The organism is uncultured Sphingomonas sp. (assembly GCF_964235535.1).
GTDB lineage: Bacteria > Pseudomonadota > Alphaproteobacteria > Sphingomonadales > Sphingomonadaceae > Sphingomonas.
Genome location: NZ_CAXSBH010000061.1, coordinates 1 through 16,125, shown reverse-complemented (window position 1 = coordinate 16,125; position 16,125 = coordinate 1). Strand labels below are relative to the sequence as shown.

Here is a 16,125-nt window from a genome sequence, read left to right as displayed (position 1 = left end):
CGCCAAGCGGCGTCTCGTCCCTTCGGGTGACGATCCCTCGCGCGAGCAGGGAGGCAGCCACGCTACGTTCCCGCCCACCCAGCCAAAGGCCAAGTGTTCGGCTCGGCATAGGAATAGTAGGCCGATTGGGGCTTGCCACACACGTCAGATTGTCGGCATGTAGACATGTAGGGAGATAGACATGCCGACAGTCGCGATCATTAGCCAAAAGGGCGGAGCGGGCAAGACGACCCTCGCCCTGCATCTTGCGGCGGCGGCCCAGGATGCGGGCCGCGTATCCCTTGTCATCGACACGGACCCGCAGGCTACGGCGAGCCAGTGGGCGGCGTGGCGCAAGGATCAGCCGCCCGAGGTCATCGACAGCCCGCCCCCACGCCTTGCCGCGAAGATTAAGCAGGCACACGAGCAAGGGGCCGAGTTCATCGTGATCGACACCCCACCCCATGCGGACAGCGCGGCGCGCGCGGCCGTAGAAGCGGCCGACCTTGTGCTCATTCCGTGTCGGCCGAGCGCGTTCGACCTATCCGCGATACAGACCACGGCAAAGCTGGTGCAGCTCCTCCGCAGGCCCGCGTTCGTCGTGTTTACGGCGGGTCCGCCCAATGCGCCCCGCGTCTATGAAGAAGCTGGCGAACTGGTCGAAGGGTTCGGAACGCCCCCCTGCCCTCACCAGATGCCGGACCGTGCTGCGTACCGACATGCAAGCGCCGAAGGTCGCACGGTTATGGAACTTGAGCCCAACGGCAAGGCAGCCGATGAGATTAGACAGCTATATAGTTGGACATGCCTACAGGTAGACGTGTCTACACCTAGACATAAGGGGAGGGTCGCCGCATGAGCCGCAAGCCATCATTCGCCAATCTTCGGGACCGCGCCGAGCCCGCAATACCGTCATCCGTGGTCGATGTTGAGGTTCCCACATCGAGCAACGAGACACCCGCCAGTCGGCAGGGGCGGAAGCAGATCGCAGGATTTTTCAGTCAAGAAATGTCTTTCGCCATGCACACGCTCGCGCGACGGCAGGGCCGCAGCTTGCAGGCGCTCATGGCGGAGTCGTTCAACGATGTTCTCCGCAAACATGGCGAAAGCCCGATTGGTGACTGACGATAAGTCGAACCGTCTACGTGTCGACACGTCTAGCCCTATGAATGTAGACGTGTCGGGCACATCGCGATCGACGGATTACCCGCGCGCGAGACAGCTCGATTTCTTCATCGCTCCGTTGGCCGACATGACGTTGCGCGATCAGCGCGACACGATGGAGCGGCCATTCTTCGCGCTCTCCAAATCTCGAAAGACGCCGATCGTCTACACGTCGCCCAAGGGGGACGTGACCGTCGAGGTATCGCCGAACGTGAAATACGGCATGGCGACGATATGGGATTTTGACGTACTCATATGGGCCGCGTCCCAGGTCAACGCCATGATCGAGCGGGGTGATCGCGCCAAGCTGGACGAGCTGCAACGTACCAAGACCTTGTACCTGCAACCGGCGGACCTGCTACGCGCGATCGATCGCAACACCGGCGGGAAGGATAGGGAGGAGCTACGGGCGGCGCTCGACCGGCTCGCATCGACCTACGTCAAGACGAACATTCGACAGCATCACCAGAGCCGGAGACGCGATGGAGGCTTTACCTGGCTGGACGGGTGGGACGAGGAAACCGACACCCAGACCGGCCATAGCCGGGGCATGTCGATCACGCTGTCTCAATGGTTTCTAATGGGCGTCCTCAACCAGGGCATGCTTCTGGCAATGGACGCCGACTATTTCCGGCTGACAGGCGGGTATGAGCGATGGCTGTACCGCATCGCTCGCAAGCACGCTCACGGCTCGCCCGAGGGGTGGACGTTCACCTTGACGACGCTTCATCAGAAAAGCGGGAGCGATCAGCCTAAAGCTCACTTTAAACGCGATCTGAAGCGCGTAATCGCGCGCGGTCCTATCCTGGGTTACGGCCTTGAATGGATCGAGGGCGAGAAGCGGGAGGAACCCCGGCTCCGCATTTATCCGTTGCCCGAGAGCGAAAAAATTCAGCAACTCGCCAGCGTTCATGCGCGTCGGCGACGCGTGAAAGAGACGGATGCGGCGCTTATGGCCGATCCCGGTCGCTTCACCGAGTTAATCCACGCCGAGAAAATGCGCTTTCTGATGGGCCAGCATCCCGGCGTCGACCTCCAAGATATGTTCGGTCGCTTCGTGTTGTGGAACAGCAAACGCGGCACCCAGCCTCGCGACGTGCTTGCCGCTTTTTCGGGGTTCATCCGCGAGCACCAGAGCCGGCAACGTGATGCAGGCTAGTTTGTGGGTGATCCCCCACGGTTCCGGTCGAAATCGCCCGATCCATGCCGTGTCTGCACCCGGCGAGGCTGACCGTGGGGGATTACCCACAAAGGCATGGGGTTTCACCCACCATACCGTGGGGGATCACCCACACTGACTATGGGGGATCACCCAATAGCTATGAACAAAAAACCGCTAGAATCTGCCGATTCGAGCAGTAATCTGGAATGCCTAACATTCCTTCTAACGATTCTAACAAAGATTCTAACGGTGAAAGGCCAGTCTTTGACTGACTCAAGATGGAATCGGCCTACCGGCCGATGCGTGACTGTTCCGTGTCGGCTACGCCGCCACAAGGCGGCGCATGCGCCGCAGGCTATCGGGAAGAAGGCCGGGCAGGTGAGGGGTCGAATTGCGCCCACACCCGCTCAGGATGGCCGCTGAGGGCGAGCAGGGGCATTTCAGGCCCGGAGGGTGGGTCGACGGCGTGAGCATCGCCACAGCGGCTTAGAGCCGGTCGTTCTTTTCCGCGTTCGTGCTTTCACGGACAATTAGGCCGGATCGGCGAGCCCGACGAACTCCCGCCCGTCATAATACCGCACCTTGTCGACCACGAGCGGGTCCTGTCCTTGGAGCAGGAGAAGCTGCCGGTCAGGCGACATCCGCATGATCTCGTCGGGTGTCGCGAGCGAGCGGGCGGCGACGTGAGTGGACGTGCTGCGCGAGCGCTCGGCCGACTTGAACGGGTTGGTTCGTTCGGAGGTGCCGGCGGTGGCGTATTCAAGGGTGGTTTCGCCCATGGTCTTCGACAGCAGCTCGGCCGTGGTGAAGTCGTTGACCCCGAACGCCTGGAGCACGCCCGCGTTCGACATGAACGTGCCGGCCTTGTCGCCGTAGGTGGCGCGGAGCTGGTTCAGGTCCTGGAGGATGGGCCAGAGCTGCATCCCGTAGCCCGCCATCAGCCCCATCGCGCGCTCGACCGGCTCCAGCCTCCCCAGGGCTGCGAACTCATCGAGCAGGAACAGCACCGGCCGGGCGGGACGGGCAGGGGAGCGCGCCATGTCGGTGACGGCTTGGGCGATCAGCAGGCGTAGCCAGCGCGCGTAGGTGTCGAGCCGATCGGGCGGCAGGCACAGGAACACGGTGCCCGGGCGGTCCTTTAGATCGGCGAACGCGAAATCGGACGCGGCCGTGCTGGCGACGATGCGCGGGCTATCGAGGAAATGCGTGTGGCGCTGGGCGGCCGAGAGCACGCCCGCGGCTTCGCGGTCGGACTTGCCGAGGTGGCGGTTGGCGGCGCGCGCGACCAGGCCACCGGCGCCGATGCTGTTCTGCATGGCAGCCAGCAGCTCCGCGAAGGCGGCAGGCGCGAGCGTCAGCTTGTCGCGCAGCGTCGCGAGCGTGCGGCGATCGACGGGGTCGTGGACGACCGTGTGGAGGATCAGGCCAGCGATGAGCGCCTTGGCCTCCTCGTTCCAATGCGCATCGCCCGACTGCCCGGGCGCGTCGTGGACGAGCGCGTCCGCCAGAGTATTCGCGTCTTCCGCGAGATCGAGCCCGTGCGGGTCCAACCGGTCGAGCGGGTTGTAGCGCGCGGTCGGCTGCCCCGAGACCCCGAACGGATCGAGGCACCAGACCGGACCCTTGGAGCGCCGTGCCCGAGCGGTGACGCGGGCGTTCTCGCCCTTGGGATCGACGCAGATCACCGAGCGGTCGAGCACGAGCAGGTTGGGGATGATGGTGCCGACCCCTTTGCCTGAGCGGGTGGGGGCCATGGTGAGCAGGTGCGCCGGGCCGTCATAGCGGAGCAGCTTGCCCGACTTGCCCGAGCGGCCGATCACCAGATCCCCGGACGCTTCCAGCTTGGCCATGTCGCCCTGGCTCCCGAACCGCGCGGAGCCGAGCATGCCGTCAAAGGCACCGCGGCTGGAGCGCGCGTGCGCGAACATCACGATCAGGATCGCCGCTCCGATCGGGAGGAGGAATGAGACAAAAAACGGCAGGAAGTTGTAGAGCAGGCCCGGGCCGAACACGACTACCAGCCCGGCTACGCCGACCGCCTTCAGCATGACGAGCGGCCTGGAGCCGGTGGTGAGGAAGTCGGCGATCATCGCGTCCGAGCCTCGAAAGCGACGCGCGCGTCCCCGATCAGCGCGTCACGGCTCGACGCCGGATCGAACCGGGTGGCGTAGTGGTCGCGCAGCTCGCGTTCGGCGCGCGCCTTGTCCGTGTCGGCCGCACCGGCGACCGCGGCGCGCAGGTCGCGCGCGACCCTATTCCAGCGTTCCCAATGTAGCCGGGCAAGGTCCTCGTCGATCGCGTTGATGACGCCCTCCATCGTGCGGGCAATTGTCGTGTTCCCCAGGTGAGGATGATCGGCAGAGTGCGATCGGCGATTGAGCGTCACACCGCGGACGCCGGGCGCAGCTTCGATCCTGGCGAGCAGCGTGTCGGCTTCCTCCGTGTAATCGCTTGGCCAGTCACGGCCGACCAGCATCCCGCCATCGTCGGTGTCGATGGAGAGGCAGGCGATTTCGGGCGACAGATCGAGCAGGCGGCCCAGCTCGTCGACCAGTTCGGGCGTGAGGCGATCGAGGTTCGGGCCGGTCACGATCACCTGCCAGGACCGCGGTGGGTTGGCGTAGCCGCCATCGGGGTAGGGGACGGCCGGTCCGATCGCGGGTGGGATGTCACGCATCATCGACTATCTCCGTTTCGGTTTCCGCTTCCGCATCGAACGCTCGCTTGCCGCGTCGCTTCCAGAGGGCGAGCAGTGCATCGGCTTCGGCGTCCGCTTCGGCCACCTTGGCGCGTGCCGCGACATCGAGAAGCGCGCCGTAGATCGTGGCGCGATCGTCGTCGGTCAGCTCGACCAGTCCGGCTTTCTGGACGAGCCCGCCCAGCTCAATCAGGTGACGGGTGCGTTCGCGTCGTTCCATGACCCAGCCCCGCGTATCGTTACGCCGTTCCGACGCTTCCGCCCGCAGCGTCACCGTCCGGTTCAGCTTGAGTGCCCGATCCGTCGATCGGAGCAGCGCCGCCACCTTTGCGCCCGCGCCGTTGAAAGAACGTGGCCCCCTTCGCCCGCCACGCCTCCTTTGCCGCAGCGTCCTTCGATCCGATCGCGTCGAGCAGCACACCGGCCAGGGTCTCGGCATCGAGCGCATCGGCCCCGGTCGCGGCGACGAGCTGACCCAGCTGTTCGACCCGCTTTGCCTTGAGCATCCGGGCCTTGTCGGTGAGCGCCTTCAGCTCGGCATCATAATCGCGAACCTTGCGCATCCCCACACCTCACCAGCGATTCATGCTGAAATCACTCTAGCAGCACCCGTACGAGGGTAAAGCGAGAACGGCAGACGAAGGAGCGGAAAGTCAGGAACGAGGAGCGAAGCGAATTGTGAGTGCGCGCTTATACGTCGTGCCGACGTGCGCTTGAGAAAGGCAGGACAGTAAGGCATGGTCGCGATTGATGGCGATCTATCACTTCTCCGCAAAGGTGATCAGCCGCGCGAACGGATCGAGCGCGGTGGCGAGCGCGGCCTATCGCTCGGCGTCGGAGCTGCATGACGACCGCCTTAACCGCGGGCACGACTTCTCGAACAAGGCGGGGGTGATCCACTCGGAGGTGATGATGCCGGACGGTGCGCCAGTGCGCCTGTCGGACCGATCGACCTTGTGGAACGAGGTGGAGGCGGGCGAGAAGCGGAAGGACGCGCAGTTGGCGCGCGAGGTGGAGTTCTCGATCCCGCGCGAGATGAGCCAGGAGCAGGGCGTCGCGCTCGCGCGCGACTTCGTGGACCGGCAATTCGTGAACCGCGGCATGGTAGCGGACCTCAACGTGCATTGGGATCACGCGAAGGACGGGAGCCCCAAGCCGCACGCGCATGTGATGATGGCGATGCGCGATGTCGGGCCGGACGGGTTCGGCAAGAAGAACCGCGACTGGAACTCGACCGAGCTGTTGAAGGATTGGCGCGAGGCGTGGGCGACCCACGTCAACGAGCGGATGGCCGAGCTTAGGATCGATGCGCAGATCGATCATCGTTCCTACGCCGAGCAGGGTGTCGAGCTGGAGCCGCAGCACAAGATCGGCCCCGCAGCATCGCGGAGGCCGGAGCAGGGACTTGAGGCGGAGCGGATCGAGGATCACGCCCGCATCGCGCGGGAGAACGGCGAGCGGATTGTCGCCAACCCAAACGTGGCGCTGGACGCGATCACGCGAACGCAGGCGACGTTCACCACCCGCGACTTGGCGACATTCGCGTTCCGGCACAGCGACGGCAAGGAGCAGTTCGACCAGGTGATGGGGGCGGTGCGGGCATCGCCCGAGCTGGTCGCATTGGGGAAGGACGGGCGCGACCAGGAGCGGTTTACGAGCCGCGACATGATCGCGACCGAGGCGCGGCTTGAGCGCGCGGGTGACGAGCTGGCGGGCCGCGATCGGCACGGCGTCGCCGATCGGCATCGCGCGGGCGCTGTCGATGCGGCCGAGGCGCGGGGGCTCACCCTGTCGGCCGAGCAGCGCGACGCGTTCGATCACATCACCGGCCGCGAGGGGCTGGCGTCGGTCATAGGCTACGCCGGCACGGGCAAGTCGGCGATGCTGGGCGTCGCGCGCGAGGCGTGGGAGCGGGAGGGCTACAATGTCCGGGGCGCGGCGCTGTCGGGCATCGCGGCCGAGAACCTGGAGGGCGGGTCGGGCATCCAGTCGCGCACGATCGCGAGCCTTGAGCATGCGTGGGGGCAGGGGCGCGAGCAGCTAGGCCCGAACGACGTGCTGGTGGTGGACGAAGCGGGGATGATCGGCACGCGCCAGATGGAGCGCGTGTTGTCCCATGCCCGGGACGCCGGGGCTAAGGTCGTGTTGGTCGGCGACCCCGAGCAGTTGCAGGCGATCGAGGCGGGAGCCGCGGCCCGCAGCATCGCCGAGCGGCATGGCGCGGCCGAGATCACCGAGGTACGCCGGCAGCGGGAGTGGTGGCAGAAGGAGGCCACGCGCCAGCTCGCGACCGGCAGGACGGGCGAGGCGATCCGCGCCTATGACCAGAACGGCATGGTGCGCGCGGCCGACACGCGCGAACAGGCGCGCGCCGAGCTGGTCGACGGCTGGGACCGGGATCGGCAGGCCGATCCGGCGCGCACGAGCATGATCCTCACCCACACCAACGATCAGGTTCGCGAGCTGAACCAGGAAGCGCGCGAGCGGGTGCGCGCGTCGGGCGGGTTGGGCGCGGACGTGAGCGTGACCGCGCACCGGGGCGAACGGGCGTTCGCTTCAGGCGACCGCATCATGTTCCTGCGCAACGAGCGGGGCATGGGCGTGAAGAACGGCAGCCTGGGGACGATCGAGAGCGTCAGCGCCGATCGCATGACCGTCCGGCTCGACAGCGGGAAGCAGGTCGCGTTCGACACCAAGGACTATGCTCATGTCGATCACGGCTATGCGGCGACGTTCCACAAATCGCAGGGCGTGACGGTCGACCGCGCCCACGTGCTCGCCACGCCGGGCATGGACCGGCACAGCGCCTATGTCGGGCTGTCGCGGCACCGCGACGGCGTTGCGCTCCATTATGGGCGCGACGACTTCGCCGATCAGGCCCGGCTTGTGCGCGCGCTGTCGCGTGACCGAGGCAAGGACATGGCGGGCGACCATACGCGGCCGGAGCCGACCGAGCAGGACCGGGCTCAGGCGTTCGCGGAGCGGCGCGAGATCGCCGCGAGGGTGCCAGGCAGGCCGCACGCGCCGACACGCCAGCGGGTGACGCGTGAGGCGGTCGTTCAGCGCTGGACGGCCGAGCATGGGCGCGAGCTGGCGGGCGTGCAGGCGCGCGCGCAACGCGCAGGGAAGCAAGCGCAGGGCATGTACGGTCGGCACGAGGCCAGGCGCGACGCGCATGCCCGCACGCAGCCGCTACCGCCGCGCGGGCTGTTCGCCGGGCTGAGGCGGTCATCCTACGAGCGGGCGCAGGGCGCGTGGGAGAAGACGGCGCGGGCGTTGCAGCGGCGCTCCCATCAGCTTGCCGGTCGCGTGGGCAGGTTGAAGGAGTATCTGGGCCCGGTCACGGGGCAGCGGCGTCACCGCGGCGACGAGCTGGCGAAGCGTAGGGTCGAGCGCGAGCACCCCCAGCTAGCCAAGCTGTACGAGGCGGTCATGCGCGAGCGGCATATGGAGCGCGTCCGGCAACAGCAGCAGGAGCGCGAGCGGATCAGGGAACAGCGCGAGCGGGACCGCGGGCGCGATGATCGTGGACGTGGGCGGTAGGCCTCGCGCCATAGCCGAACGGGCTACGAGTCCCCACATCAGGTGGAGGAGGACGGCACCATGAGCACGACCGGGTTCGACCTTATCGCCGACGGAATCGACGCCAATCTGGACCACCTGCACAAGCAGCGTTGGACCGAGCGCGCGGCTGAGCTGCACGCGAAGGCGGACCGGGCCGAGGGTGAAGCCGGCGAGCAGGCCCGGCGGGCGCTTCACGACCACTATGCCGACCGGTTCCGGCCGGAGACGAGCCGCATGGCGCTTTTGGATCAGGCCGCGGCAAACCAAATGGCCCGCGTGACTGGTGAGCGGGAATCGCGGGGCGCATGACCGGAGCCGCGTCCGGCTCCGGTCATACTAGAGGCTTTAAGAAGCCGCTTGCGGAGTGCGTGACAGAGTCCATTTAAGAACAGTCACGCCAACTTGCGCGATAAACCAAGCAATAACTGGTTTAAGAGATGGGGCAGCAATAGTAAGTATAATAGTCATGTTAGTAGTCCTCATTGGTTCATAGGCGAGTTTCCTTGCCTGTTTCAGAAAACGACCGTGGAATGTTTGCTCCTTGGCCGTGATCTATTTATACCGTGAGACCACCATCGGGTGCTACATCTATTTTCCGGTTGCTCCCCACACCGGCGCGCACCGGCAGGCGAAACGCAGAACGACGCGAGCCGCAGCAACGTGCCTTGCCGTCTAATTGCGGAGCCGCTGGATGAGCCGCTTCCAGTCGTGTTCGTGCATCATCCATTCCGGGCGGTCCGGCCGCTCGACCGTGGGCCTAACCCGGACGGGACGCCCGAGGCACACCGAGCATCGCAGATGCGCGCCCAGCACCTCGACCGCGTCGCTCCAGCGGTGGCAAAAGAACCAGCGCCGGAGCTTCACCGCATCGAGAATGCCCCGGTGCCCGCATATGCACTCGACCCGGACGTTCGCCTTGTGCCGCTCAAAATCGGACAGCCGATCGAACCGGGTGTTGGCACCCACCCCTAAAGGGGGAGCGTCATCTGATCAGCGTCATGCGCCACGGGCGGCTGTTCCAGCCGCTCAGCTATGGCGCAGGCGAGCGCGTCGGTTGCGCGCTCGCGCAGGCGCGCATCGCGCACGGAGAGGCCCAGGCGGGCGAAGGCGGGGGCCGCGTTGATCGCGGCCGAGATGGCGGAGGGAGTGGGATGGCTCATGCCGCATGAGAACACAAAGAGAACAGACTCGGCAAGGAGTTTAGGGGCCGCGCGATTGACGCTCAGTTTCGAGGACCAATTAGAACGGTATGACACCGAAAGGCCTAAAGCACAAAACCGAATAGACCGTAGTCGAAACGGTTTGACGGAACGGTTCAGAGCAGCCATACGTTTTGAGCGCGGCCCGAATCAGTCGAGCCTTTCGCGAGCAACAGGGTGGACGTTATGGCGAACCGATTGAAGGATATGGGCGAGACCGCATCGTGGCGGTTGATGGTGAGCGCCGCGATCGAGGGTGCGAAGAAGGCGGGGTTCGAGGCGAAGCGCCAGCCCGGCCGTGGGTTGAGCAACACTTGGGAGCTGACCAAGGACGGCGTGACGCAGGTTGCATCGGTTCGGACGACCCGCGACCGCTGGATCGCCTTTCCCCCGCTGGATGGAGGCACCCGTTGGAAGACGCTCGACAACGTGGAGCTGGTGCTGGTCGCGGCGGCGGACGATTATGAGAACCCGCAGAATGTCGACGTGTATGTCTTCCCGGCCGGCGAGGTTCGCGAGCGGTTCGACGCCTCGTACAAGGCCCGGATCGACAACGGCCATAAGGTCCGCAACGACTATGGCATGTGGGTGAAGCTGGACGCCGGTGATCCCAGCGTACCGGGCCAGGTCGGCGCGGGCATCGCCGAGGAGCACCCGTCTATCGCACGCTTTTCGATCGACGAGCTGGAAACCCAGATCACGCCCGCGACGGAGAAGGCCGTGGAGGAGGCAACCCCGGAGCCGGAAGCAGCGGCCGAGCAGCCGCAGGCCGACCCCACCCCCGTCTTCACCAATGTCGGCGGCGTTCTGTCGTGGGCGCGCGCCGAGATCGCCCGCTTGTCGGGAATGTCGACGGACGCGATCAAGCTGGACCTGAAAATCGAGGCGTGAACTTCGCAAATCGGCAGCAAGGGGCAGGAGCCAAGCGGCTCCTGCCCCTTGCTCTTTCAGCTATATGAAGCGCGATCAGCGGCACCATTTTAGGAACGCGTATGATGGCCTTGAATCTACTACCTCCTACTAACATCTAGTAGATGTTAGTAGGAGGTTTTATGGCTACAACGCAGTTACCCTTTCCGCACCAGATCGCTCACTCTCCCGTTTATGGACTGCCTTACAACGCACACGACCCAGATCGCGAAGGCAATTCCGATGCGCATTGGCTGACTATAGGTTGGGCACAGTGGGATGAGGACGAAGCGGCTGCGAAGGTAGTTCGTCACTCGGGTGAGCGATGGTCCCGTCAGTCTGAAGAAGTCCCGGTGTCGCGCCTCGTGGACCTCACGACCCTGCTCGCCAAGGTTTACCAGGGGAACGCAGATCAAATTACTTTTGAGGCTGATTTCTTTGAGAACCAGCCTGAAGAGGTTACGATCAAAGCTAAATCTTCGCGATCCCGTGAAGCGCTTGCCGCTGCACTTCATCGCGACCCGAAATTGCGGCGACGGCTTGCAAACCTAGCCGACGTGATGATCGCCCTTCGCGAAGCGAGGCAGGTCTAACCGCCATGATCAGGCGGTGTCGAAGCACCGCCTGTACCTTCAATGAGGACATAAACAGGTGATTACGCCCCCCCTAGACATGCTACGCATTTCCGCGGCCTAGAGGCGGACAGAAACAGGGGGCGAATGAGCGGCGCGGTTTTTGGCTATGTTCGGGTGTCGACCGAGCGGCAGGACACGGGCAGCGACGCCCAGCGCCACGCGCTGGACGCGGCCGGGTGTTCCGTCATCATCGAGGAGCAGGCGAGCGGCCGAAAGGCTCGGCCAATGCTGGCGGAGCTGGTCGACCGGCTGGAGCCGGGCGACGTGCTTACCGTGGTCCGGTTCGACCGCATCAGCCGGTCGGTCGCCGACTTCTACGCGATCGGCGAGCGCATCCGCGCGCGCGGCGCGTCGCTCCGCAGCCTGGCGGAGCAGTTCGACACGTCGACGCCCATCGGCCGCGCGATGATGGGGTTCGCGGCAATATGGGCCGAGCTGGAGGCCGACACGACCCGCGAGCGCGTGAACAACGGGCTCACCGCGGCGCGCGCCCGAGGAACGATGCTAGGGCGTCGCTACGCGATCGACACAGCAACCGCGGGCAAGATCGCGCGGCGGCTGGAGGCCGGCGAGCCGACCAAGGAGCTGGCGCGCGAGTACCGGGTATCGCCCAGGACCATTCGGCGCATCCGCGAGCGGACCATATGAGATCGCTATTATCGCGGCTTTTTGGCCGGCAGCATCCGCCCGAGCCGGTCGCCTACATGCCGCTCCGGACCGATCGAGTCGACGTACACCGCGGGTTCGACGTGGCGGCGAACGCCGACATCATGACCGGCTACCGATTCTGCGCGACGGTGCAGCTCCGGACGCCTCTTCGCGTGTTGCGTCGGCACGGCGAGGTTCACCAGGGCATCGGCACTGAGCCGCCGGAGATTGCCCGCGAGATGTGGGAAGGCATATGGCTTCCCCGCACCACCACGTTTCACGAGCTCGGCTTGGATATGGACGAGCCCGTGTCGACCATGGCGTCCGACATAGGCCCGATCCCGCAGGACGGCGGCGACTACCTTGAGTTCCTGATCGCGGTCCGGACTTCGGCGGAGAGCGACGGGACGGCCGACGAGCGGCGCGCGGCCGTCGCCTCGATCATCGCGGCCCCGCAATGGCGCGAGCCGGTGAAGAAGCTGGGTGGTGCGACGGCTGTTCTCGATCGCCTGTTTCCGTCATTTGTGGCGAGCGTTCCCCGTGTGTCTGCGGCGACGGCCGGGGCGTTGATCGTTGCGGGCTACGCCACCCCGGGCGCGGTCGGTAGCGCATCCGACCACCAGCTTCGTGAGGTAAAGGGCGTAGGACCGGCCGTCATCGCGGCGTTGCGGGCAGCGGCCGCAGCCGCAGCCGCAGCCAATCGCGGCGGGCGCTACATCGACCGGGTTTCACGATAATGTCGAATGGATGGAGCGACCAGGCGCGATGAAGGAGGCCGCCATAGGCGACCGCGTAATTTGTCCCACCCACCCAGCCCCGGGAGCCTGGCCTTCGGCCCGGCGATGCATGCAGCGTCGGCCAGCAAACACACGCTAAGGACGCGCGAGGCGCTAATATTGCGCTTCCCATTTGACGCACATGGTCGACTTGTCGACAAGGCGGCTATGGCAAAGCAACCCGACACCGCCCGCAGCCGACAGATTGTCGGGTTTAGCCTCCCGCCGGAAATGGCAGCGGCCGTGAAAGACGAGGCCGCGCGCCGCGGAGTAAGCCTGCGAAAGCTCTTTGCGGAAATGTGGGAAGGCTACACCGACAGGCAGAAGTAGCCGCCGCTACCGCGTGGCGGCGATCCAATCCGTCAACGCCTTGAGATCGTGCGCCCAGAAGATCGTGAGGCCCCGATCTTGGGCGTCGACCAAGTTGTGGAGCTTGTAGACCCCGCTCAGCATAGCGGCCGGCACGACCTGTCGAAGGCCGAAGTCAAGCTTCCAGCTCGCCGCCTTCACCGCCGCATCGTTGTTGAGGCGCTTGACCGAATTGGTCGACGAGTTCGACACCTTGCACTCGATCGGCATCACCCGCTGGTCCCACAGGCGGACGATGATATCGCCCTTTCGCGTTCCGAGGCGGCTTTCGCCGCAGAACTCACCGGGTTCCGGTGCATGGGATATGTTCGGAATCCCGCGTGTTGCGACTTCGACAAATCCCAGCTCGAGCAGCGCGACCTTCACTGCGGCTTCCTGTTGATCCTTGCCCTTGGTGCGGCGTCCGGTTTGCGTGCGGCTTGCCGCCATCAGCGCCGCCGAGGCCATCACCGCCGCGCTGCGCTCAGACTCGGTAGGCTCGCGGCCCTCCACCACCCAGGCGAAGCGACGACGATCGAGCACCTGGCGCACGACGCCTAGCAGGCGTTGCACGTCGGCAGGCGACTTATCGAGCCGAGATCGCGAGAAGGACACCACATCGGCGAGGATCTTGTAATCGTCGGACGAGATCGGCGGGGCCGCGAGGTAGCGGAACGCTTCTAGGAGGCGCGGATCGCCGAGAACATCAAGCGCCGGGGTGTCGAGGTCGGACAGGTCGACGGTCGCCTCAAGCAGTTCCTCGACATGGCCCTGATAGAGATCGAACGCTTCGAGATAGTCCTCCAACGGCTCTTCCAGCCGCTCTTTCGTGAACGCAGCGCTGGCCTTGAGGCGGTCGATTTCGAGTTGGTCCGAGGTCCAATGCGGCGGTTCGTTCATCAGGCGACCACCGCCTCTAAGATCGTAGGGCCAGGCACAATCAGTCGCTCCATTTCGCGCGGCTCGAACTTCGTTAGACCGCCAGCATAGGTGCGACCGGACCGCTGGGAAATGTTGCTTTGAAGGAAGTCCACCAGCGCCTGTTTCAACGGCTCGCTCATAGCGTCGCGAGGATAAAGCCCGTGGGCGATGTTGATGTGACGCGCGTCGACTTGGTTCATGACGAAGGCCGGGGGACGGCGGGCCATATAGGTCGAAATAATAGGGGCAGCACGGCGTAGCCCGACCGACCACCATGCCTTTCGGTGGCTTGCGACATAGCCCTTGTTCCCGCCCATCTGACGCGCGACTTTCAGGAAACGCTTCACCGCATTGCGCTCGGCTGTGTCGAGTTCGTCCAGATCGGGTGGCAGGTCGATCACGCGGCGCAGCTTCGTCGGATCGGCAAGGACGCCCGCGGCATCGAGAACATCGCGGGCGCGGGTCACGGCCGGAAACAGCACCGAGTCAGGCAGGCCAGCGCTATGCTCGCCTGCGATCCATACGATGTTCGCGCCGGTGACGGTGCCGCGATGGACGCGGCACAGCTCGCCCAGTTCGACATAGCCCTCTGGAGGCTTTTGCGTTTCGTGAGTGAGGAACGACCAGCGCGCTTCGACCGCCAGCCGATCGCGGTGGATTTTACGGCCCTTGCCCAGGCTCTTGAGGTCGCCGAGGCTGTCCACCCGGTGAAACATGACCGAGGCCGGTTTAGCGCCGACCTCGAATGTCGTGATCGCGGCCGTGGTCGCGGCATCGGGGAACGGTTGCGCCGTGGGCTCGATGACCGTGACGCTTTGCCCGCCGAGCTGGTTGAGGACCAGGGCGCGAACAAGCGCGCCGTAGTTCACGTCGAGCCATTCGGCCGCGGTGATGAAGGCTCCATAATCCTTCGGCTTCGCTTTCAGGACGGTCGCGAGGAAGAAATAGACATGTAGGCCCGCGAGCTTGCTTGCCGGGAGCCCGACCTTCGCGGCTTCGTTGAACAGCCAGTCCTTCCACTTCGCCGGTATCTGGTGATGACGCACATAGGGCGGATTCCCGATGTAAAGCGTCCGACCCGTGGTTGTGTCGTTGAAGCGCCGATAATCGCCGACCACGATGCGCGCGCGACCGGCCGCGCCGATCGCAGCCAGGTTGGCGCGCGCTACGAGCGCCGCGAGTGGGTCGACATCGATTCCGACCAGCTCCGCTTTCGGGAAAGCGATCGCCGCCCGCATCAGGAAGCGCGCCGAGCCGACACCGGGGTCGACGACGCGGGCCGGGGTGCCGGACGTCGCCCAGTCGACCATCGTCTGGACGATGGGAGCCGGAGTATAGGTAGCGCCATTTTCCCGGCGCAATGCCGGCGACCGCAGCGCGCAAAAAGCGTCGCCGAGCGGATCGTGCCCGTCGCGGATCAGTTCAGCCAGCGCGTTGAGGATCGAGCGCGCAGGCGCCTTCGTCGCTTTGGCGGCCAGCTCGCGTTCTTGAGGAGAAAACGCCCCGAGCGCGTCAGCGCCGAGCGCCATCGCCGTCGACGCTAGAGCCTCCTCCGTCGGGAATACGCCAGCATACTCATTCCAGAGGTCGCCTTGACCCCCGGTGAGCTGGACTAGCGCGCTTGATGCTGGCGCGGTTGGCATGAACTTTCCCCTTGTTACGCCGCGGCCGTAGTAGGCTTATAGGGAGACACATCGATCTCCCCTGCCCGCTTCCGGATTTGCGCGATATCGAACTTGTTTTGCATCCGCATCAGCGTGTCGATCGACACCCCGAACGCCTTTTCGATACGAAGCGCCATCTCGGGCGAAAGATGCGAACGCTCGTTTAGAAGCGCCGACAGAGCCGGGCGCGTCACCCCAAGAACTTGCGCGGCGTCCGTTACCGATAGGCCGCGCGCCTGGACGATCTTGGTTTTGACGAAACTGCCGGGGTGAGCCGGTCCTTCGATGTTGGCGTGCATCGCCAGCCTTCCTTGCGGTTGCGCGTCGACCGTGCCGTGTAACGAGACGCTTTACAAGATGTTTGTTCGTGGTCTGTTCGCGTCCCTTCGGGACCGCGCTCTACCTCCGCTGCGCTCCGACCGAGCCGCCAAGCGGCGTCTCGTCCCTTCGGGTGACGA

18 protein-coding genes are annotated in these 16,125 nt (G+C 65.1%); 9 read left to right on the top strand and 9 right to left on the bottom strand.

The genetic code is table 11. The features are described 5' to 3' along the window. Nucleotides 1–181 precede the first annotated feature (181 nt). From parA to ACFE7F_RS14145, 3 genes are read left to right on the top strand one after another with little or no spacing between them, the layout of a single operon-like run. Nucleotides 182–838, top strand: a complete 657-nt coding sequence (gene parA / locus ACFE7F_RS14155; protein ID WP_375404499.1) for a ParA family partition ATPase — start codon at nt 182–184, stop codon at nt 836–838. After that, nucleotides 835–1,104, top strand: coding sequence for a ribbon-helix-helix domain-containing protein (locus tag ACFE7F_RS14150; protein ID WP_375404498.1), 270 nt, complete (start codon nt 835–837; stop codon nt 1,102–1,104). Before parA ends, ACFE7F_RS14150 begins: the two co-directional genes overlap by 4 nt. Continuing rightward, on the top strand, nt 1,064–2,302 hold the full coding sequence (locus tag ACFE7F_RS14145) for a replication initiator protein A (RefSeq protein WP_375404497.1): 1,239 nt from the start codon (nt 1,064–1,066) through the stop codon (nt 2,300–2,302). The genes ACFE7F_RS14150 and ACFE7F_RS14145 overlap by 41 nt, the downstream gene beginning before the upstream one ends. Nucleotides 2,303–2,835: 533 nt before the next feature. Here ACFE7F_RS14145 and ACFE7F_RS14140 read toward each other — a convergent pair. Genes ACFE7F_RS14140 through ACFE7F_RS14125 form a run of 4 tightly spaced genes read right to left on the bottom strand, consistent with a single transcriptional unit; the run spans nt 2,836 to nt 5,566 of the window. After that, on the bottom strand, nt 2,836–4,395 hold the full coding sequence (locus ACFE7F_RS14140) for a type IV secretory system conjugative DNA transfer family protein (RefSeq protein ID WP_375404496.1): 1,560 nt from the start codon (nt 4,393–4,395) through the stop codon (nt 2,836–2,838). Then, entirely contained in the window at nt 4,392–4,985 is a 594-nt protein-coding gene (locus tag ACFE7F_RS14135; protein WP_375404495.1) for a hypothetical protein, read from the bottom strand. Before ACFE7F_RS14135 ends, ACFE7F_RS14140 begins: the two co-directional genes overlap by 4 nt. Then, a complete protein-coding gene (locus ACFE7F_RS14130) occupies nt 4,975–5,223 on the bottom strand; it encodes a conjugal transfer protein TraD (protein ID WP_375404494.1) in 249 nt (82 codons plus the stop codon). The genes ACFE7F_RS14135 and ACFE7F_RS14130 overlap by 11 nt, the downstream gene beginning before the upstream one ends. Before the next feature lie 19 nt (nt 5,224–5,242). After that, the gene (locus ACFE7F_RS14125) at nt 5,243–5,566 is read right to left on the bottom strand and encodes a conjugal transfer protein TraD (protein WP_375404493.1); all 324 of its coding nucleotides are present in this window, start codon (nt 5,564–5,566) and stop codon (nt 5,243–5,245) included. A 187-nt stretch (nt 5,567–5,753) separates the two neighbouring features. On the opposite strand from ACFE7F_RS14125, the gene traA reads away from it, so the two are divergent. Together traA and ACFE7F_RS14115 are read left to right on the top strand one after the other, a co-directional pair. Next, nucleotides 5,754–8,546 (top strand): Ti-type conjugative transfer relaxase TraA, encoded by a 2,793-nt coding sequence (gene traA / locus ACFE7F_RS14120; RefSeq protein WP_375404492.1) that lies wholly within the window; start codon nt 5,754–5,756, stop codon nt 8,544–8,546. Nucleotides 8,547–8,606: 60 nt separating this feature from the next. Next, complete coding sequence (locus tag ACFE7F_RS14115) at nt 8,607–8,876, top strand: hypothetical protein (RefSeq protein WP_375404491.1); 270 nt, start codon at nt 8,607–8,609, stop codon at nt 8,874–8,876. A gap of 363 nt (nt 8,877–9,239) precedes the next feature. Here the strand turns inward: ACFE7F_RS14115 and ACFE7F_RS14110 are convergent, their stop codons facing one another. Further along, nucleotides 9,240–9,533: a hypothetical protein gene (locus ACFE7F_RS14110; RefSeq protein ID WP_375404490.1), complete on the bottom strand. Its 294-nt coding sequence runs from the start codon at nt 9,531–9,533 to the stop codon at nt 9,240–9,242. Nucleotides 9,534–9,535: 2 nt separating this feature from the next. Further along, on the bottom strand, nt 9,536–9,727 hold the full coding sequence (locus ACFE7F_RS14105) for a DUF6771 family protein (protein ID WP_375404489.1): 192 nt from the start codon (nt 9,725–9,727) through the stop codon (nt 9,536–9,538). A 225-nt stretch (nt 9,728–9,952) separates the two neighbouring features. Here ACFE7F_RS14105 and ACFE7F_RS14100 point away from each other — a divergent pair, with 225 nt between their 5' ends. The 4 genes from ACFE7F_RS14100 (at nt 9,953) to ACFE7F_RS14085 (ending at nt 12,695) form a co-directional block, all read left to right on the top strand. Further along, nucleotides 9,953–10,657 carry a hypothetical protein gene (locus ACFE7F_RS14100; RefSeq protein WP_375404488.1) on the top strand — a complete coding sequence of 235 codons (705 nt, stop codon included), beginning with the start codon at nt 9,953–9,955 and terminating at the stop codon, nt 10,655–10,657. 161 nt (nt 10,658–10,818) lie between these two features. After that, nucleotides 10,819–11,268, top strand: a complete 450-nt coding sequence (locus ACFE7F_RS14095; protein ID WP_375404487.1) for a DUF6530 family protein — start codon at nt 10,819–10,821, stop codon at nt 11,266–11,268. A 126-nt stretch (nt 11,269–11,394) separates the two neighbouring features. Beyond that, nucleotides 11,395–11,958 (top strand): recombinase family protein, encoded by a 564-nt coding sequence (locus ACFE7F_RS14090; RefSeq protein WP_375404486.1) that lies wholly within the window; start codon nt 11,395–11,397, stop codon nt 11,956–11,958. Further along, nucleotides 11,955–12,695 (top strand): hypothetical protein, encoded by a 741-nt coding sequence (locus tag ACFE7F_RS14085; protein ID WP_375404485.1) that lies wholly within the window; start codon nt 11,955–11,957, stop codon nt 12,693–12,695. Before ACFE7F_RS14090 ends, ACFE7F_RS14085 begins: the two co-directional genes overlap by 4 nt. 375 nt (nt 12,696–13,070) lie before the next feature. On the opposite strand, the gene ACFE7F_RS14080 is transcribed toward ACFE7F_RS14085, so the two are convergent. The 3 genes from ACFE7F_RS14080 to ACFE7F_RS14070 all read right to left on the bottom strand — a co-directional run bounded on the left by ACFE7F_RS14080 (nt 13,071) and on the right by ACFE7F_RS14070 (nt 15,966). Continuing rightward, nucleotides 13,071–13,982, bottom strand: a complete 912-nt coding sequence (locus ACFE7F_RS14080; protein WP_375404484.1) for a XamI family restriction endonuclease — start codon at nt 13,980–13,982, stop codon at nt 13,071–13,073. Next, nucleotides 13,982–15,532 (bottom strand): Eco57I restriction-modification methylase domain-containing protein, encoded by a 1,551-nt coding sequence (locus tag ACFE7F_RS14075; protein WP_375404483.1) that lies wholly within the window; start codon nt 15,530–15,532, stop codon nt 13,982–13,984. Before ACFE7F_RS14075 ends, ACFE7F_RS14080 begins: the two co-directional genes overlap by 1 nt. Before the next feature lie 128 nt (nt 15,533–15,660). Continuing rightward, complete coding sequence (locus ACFE7F_RS14070; RefSeq protein WP_375404482.1) at nt 15,661–15,966, bottom strand: HigA family addiction module antitoxin; 306 nt, start codon at nt 15,964–15,966, stop codon at nt 15,661–15,663. Nucleotides 15,967–16,125: the final 159 nt, after the last annotated feature.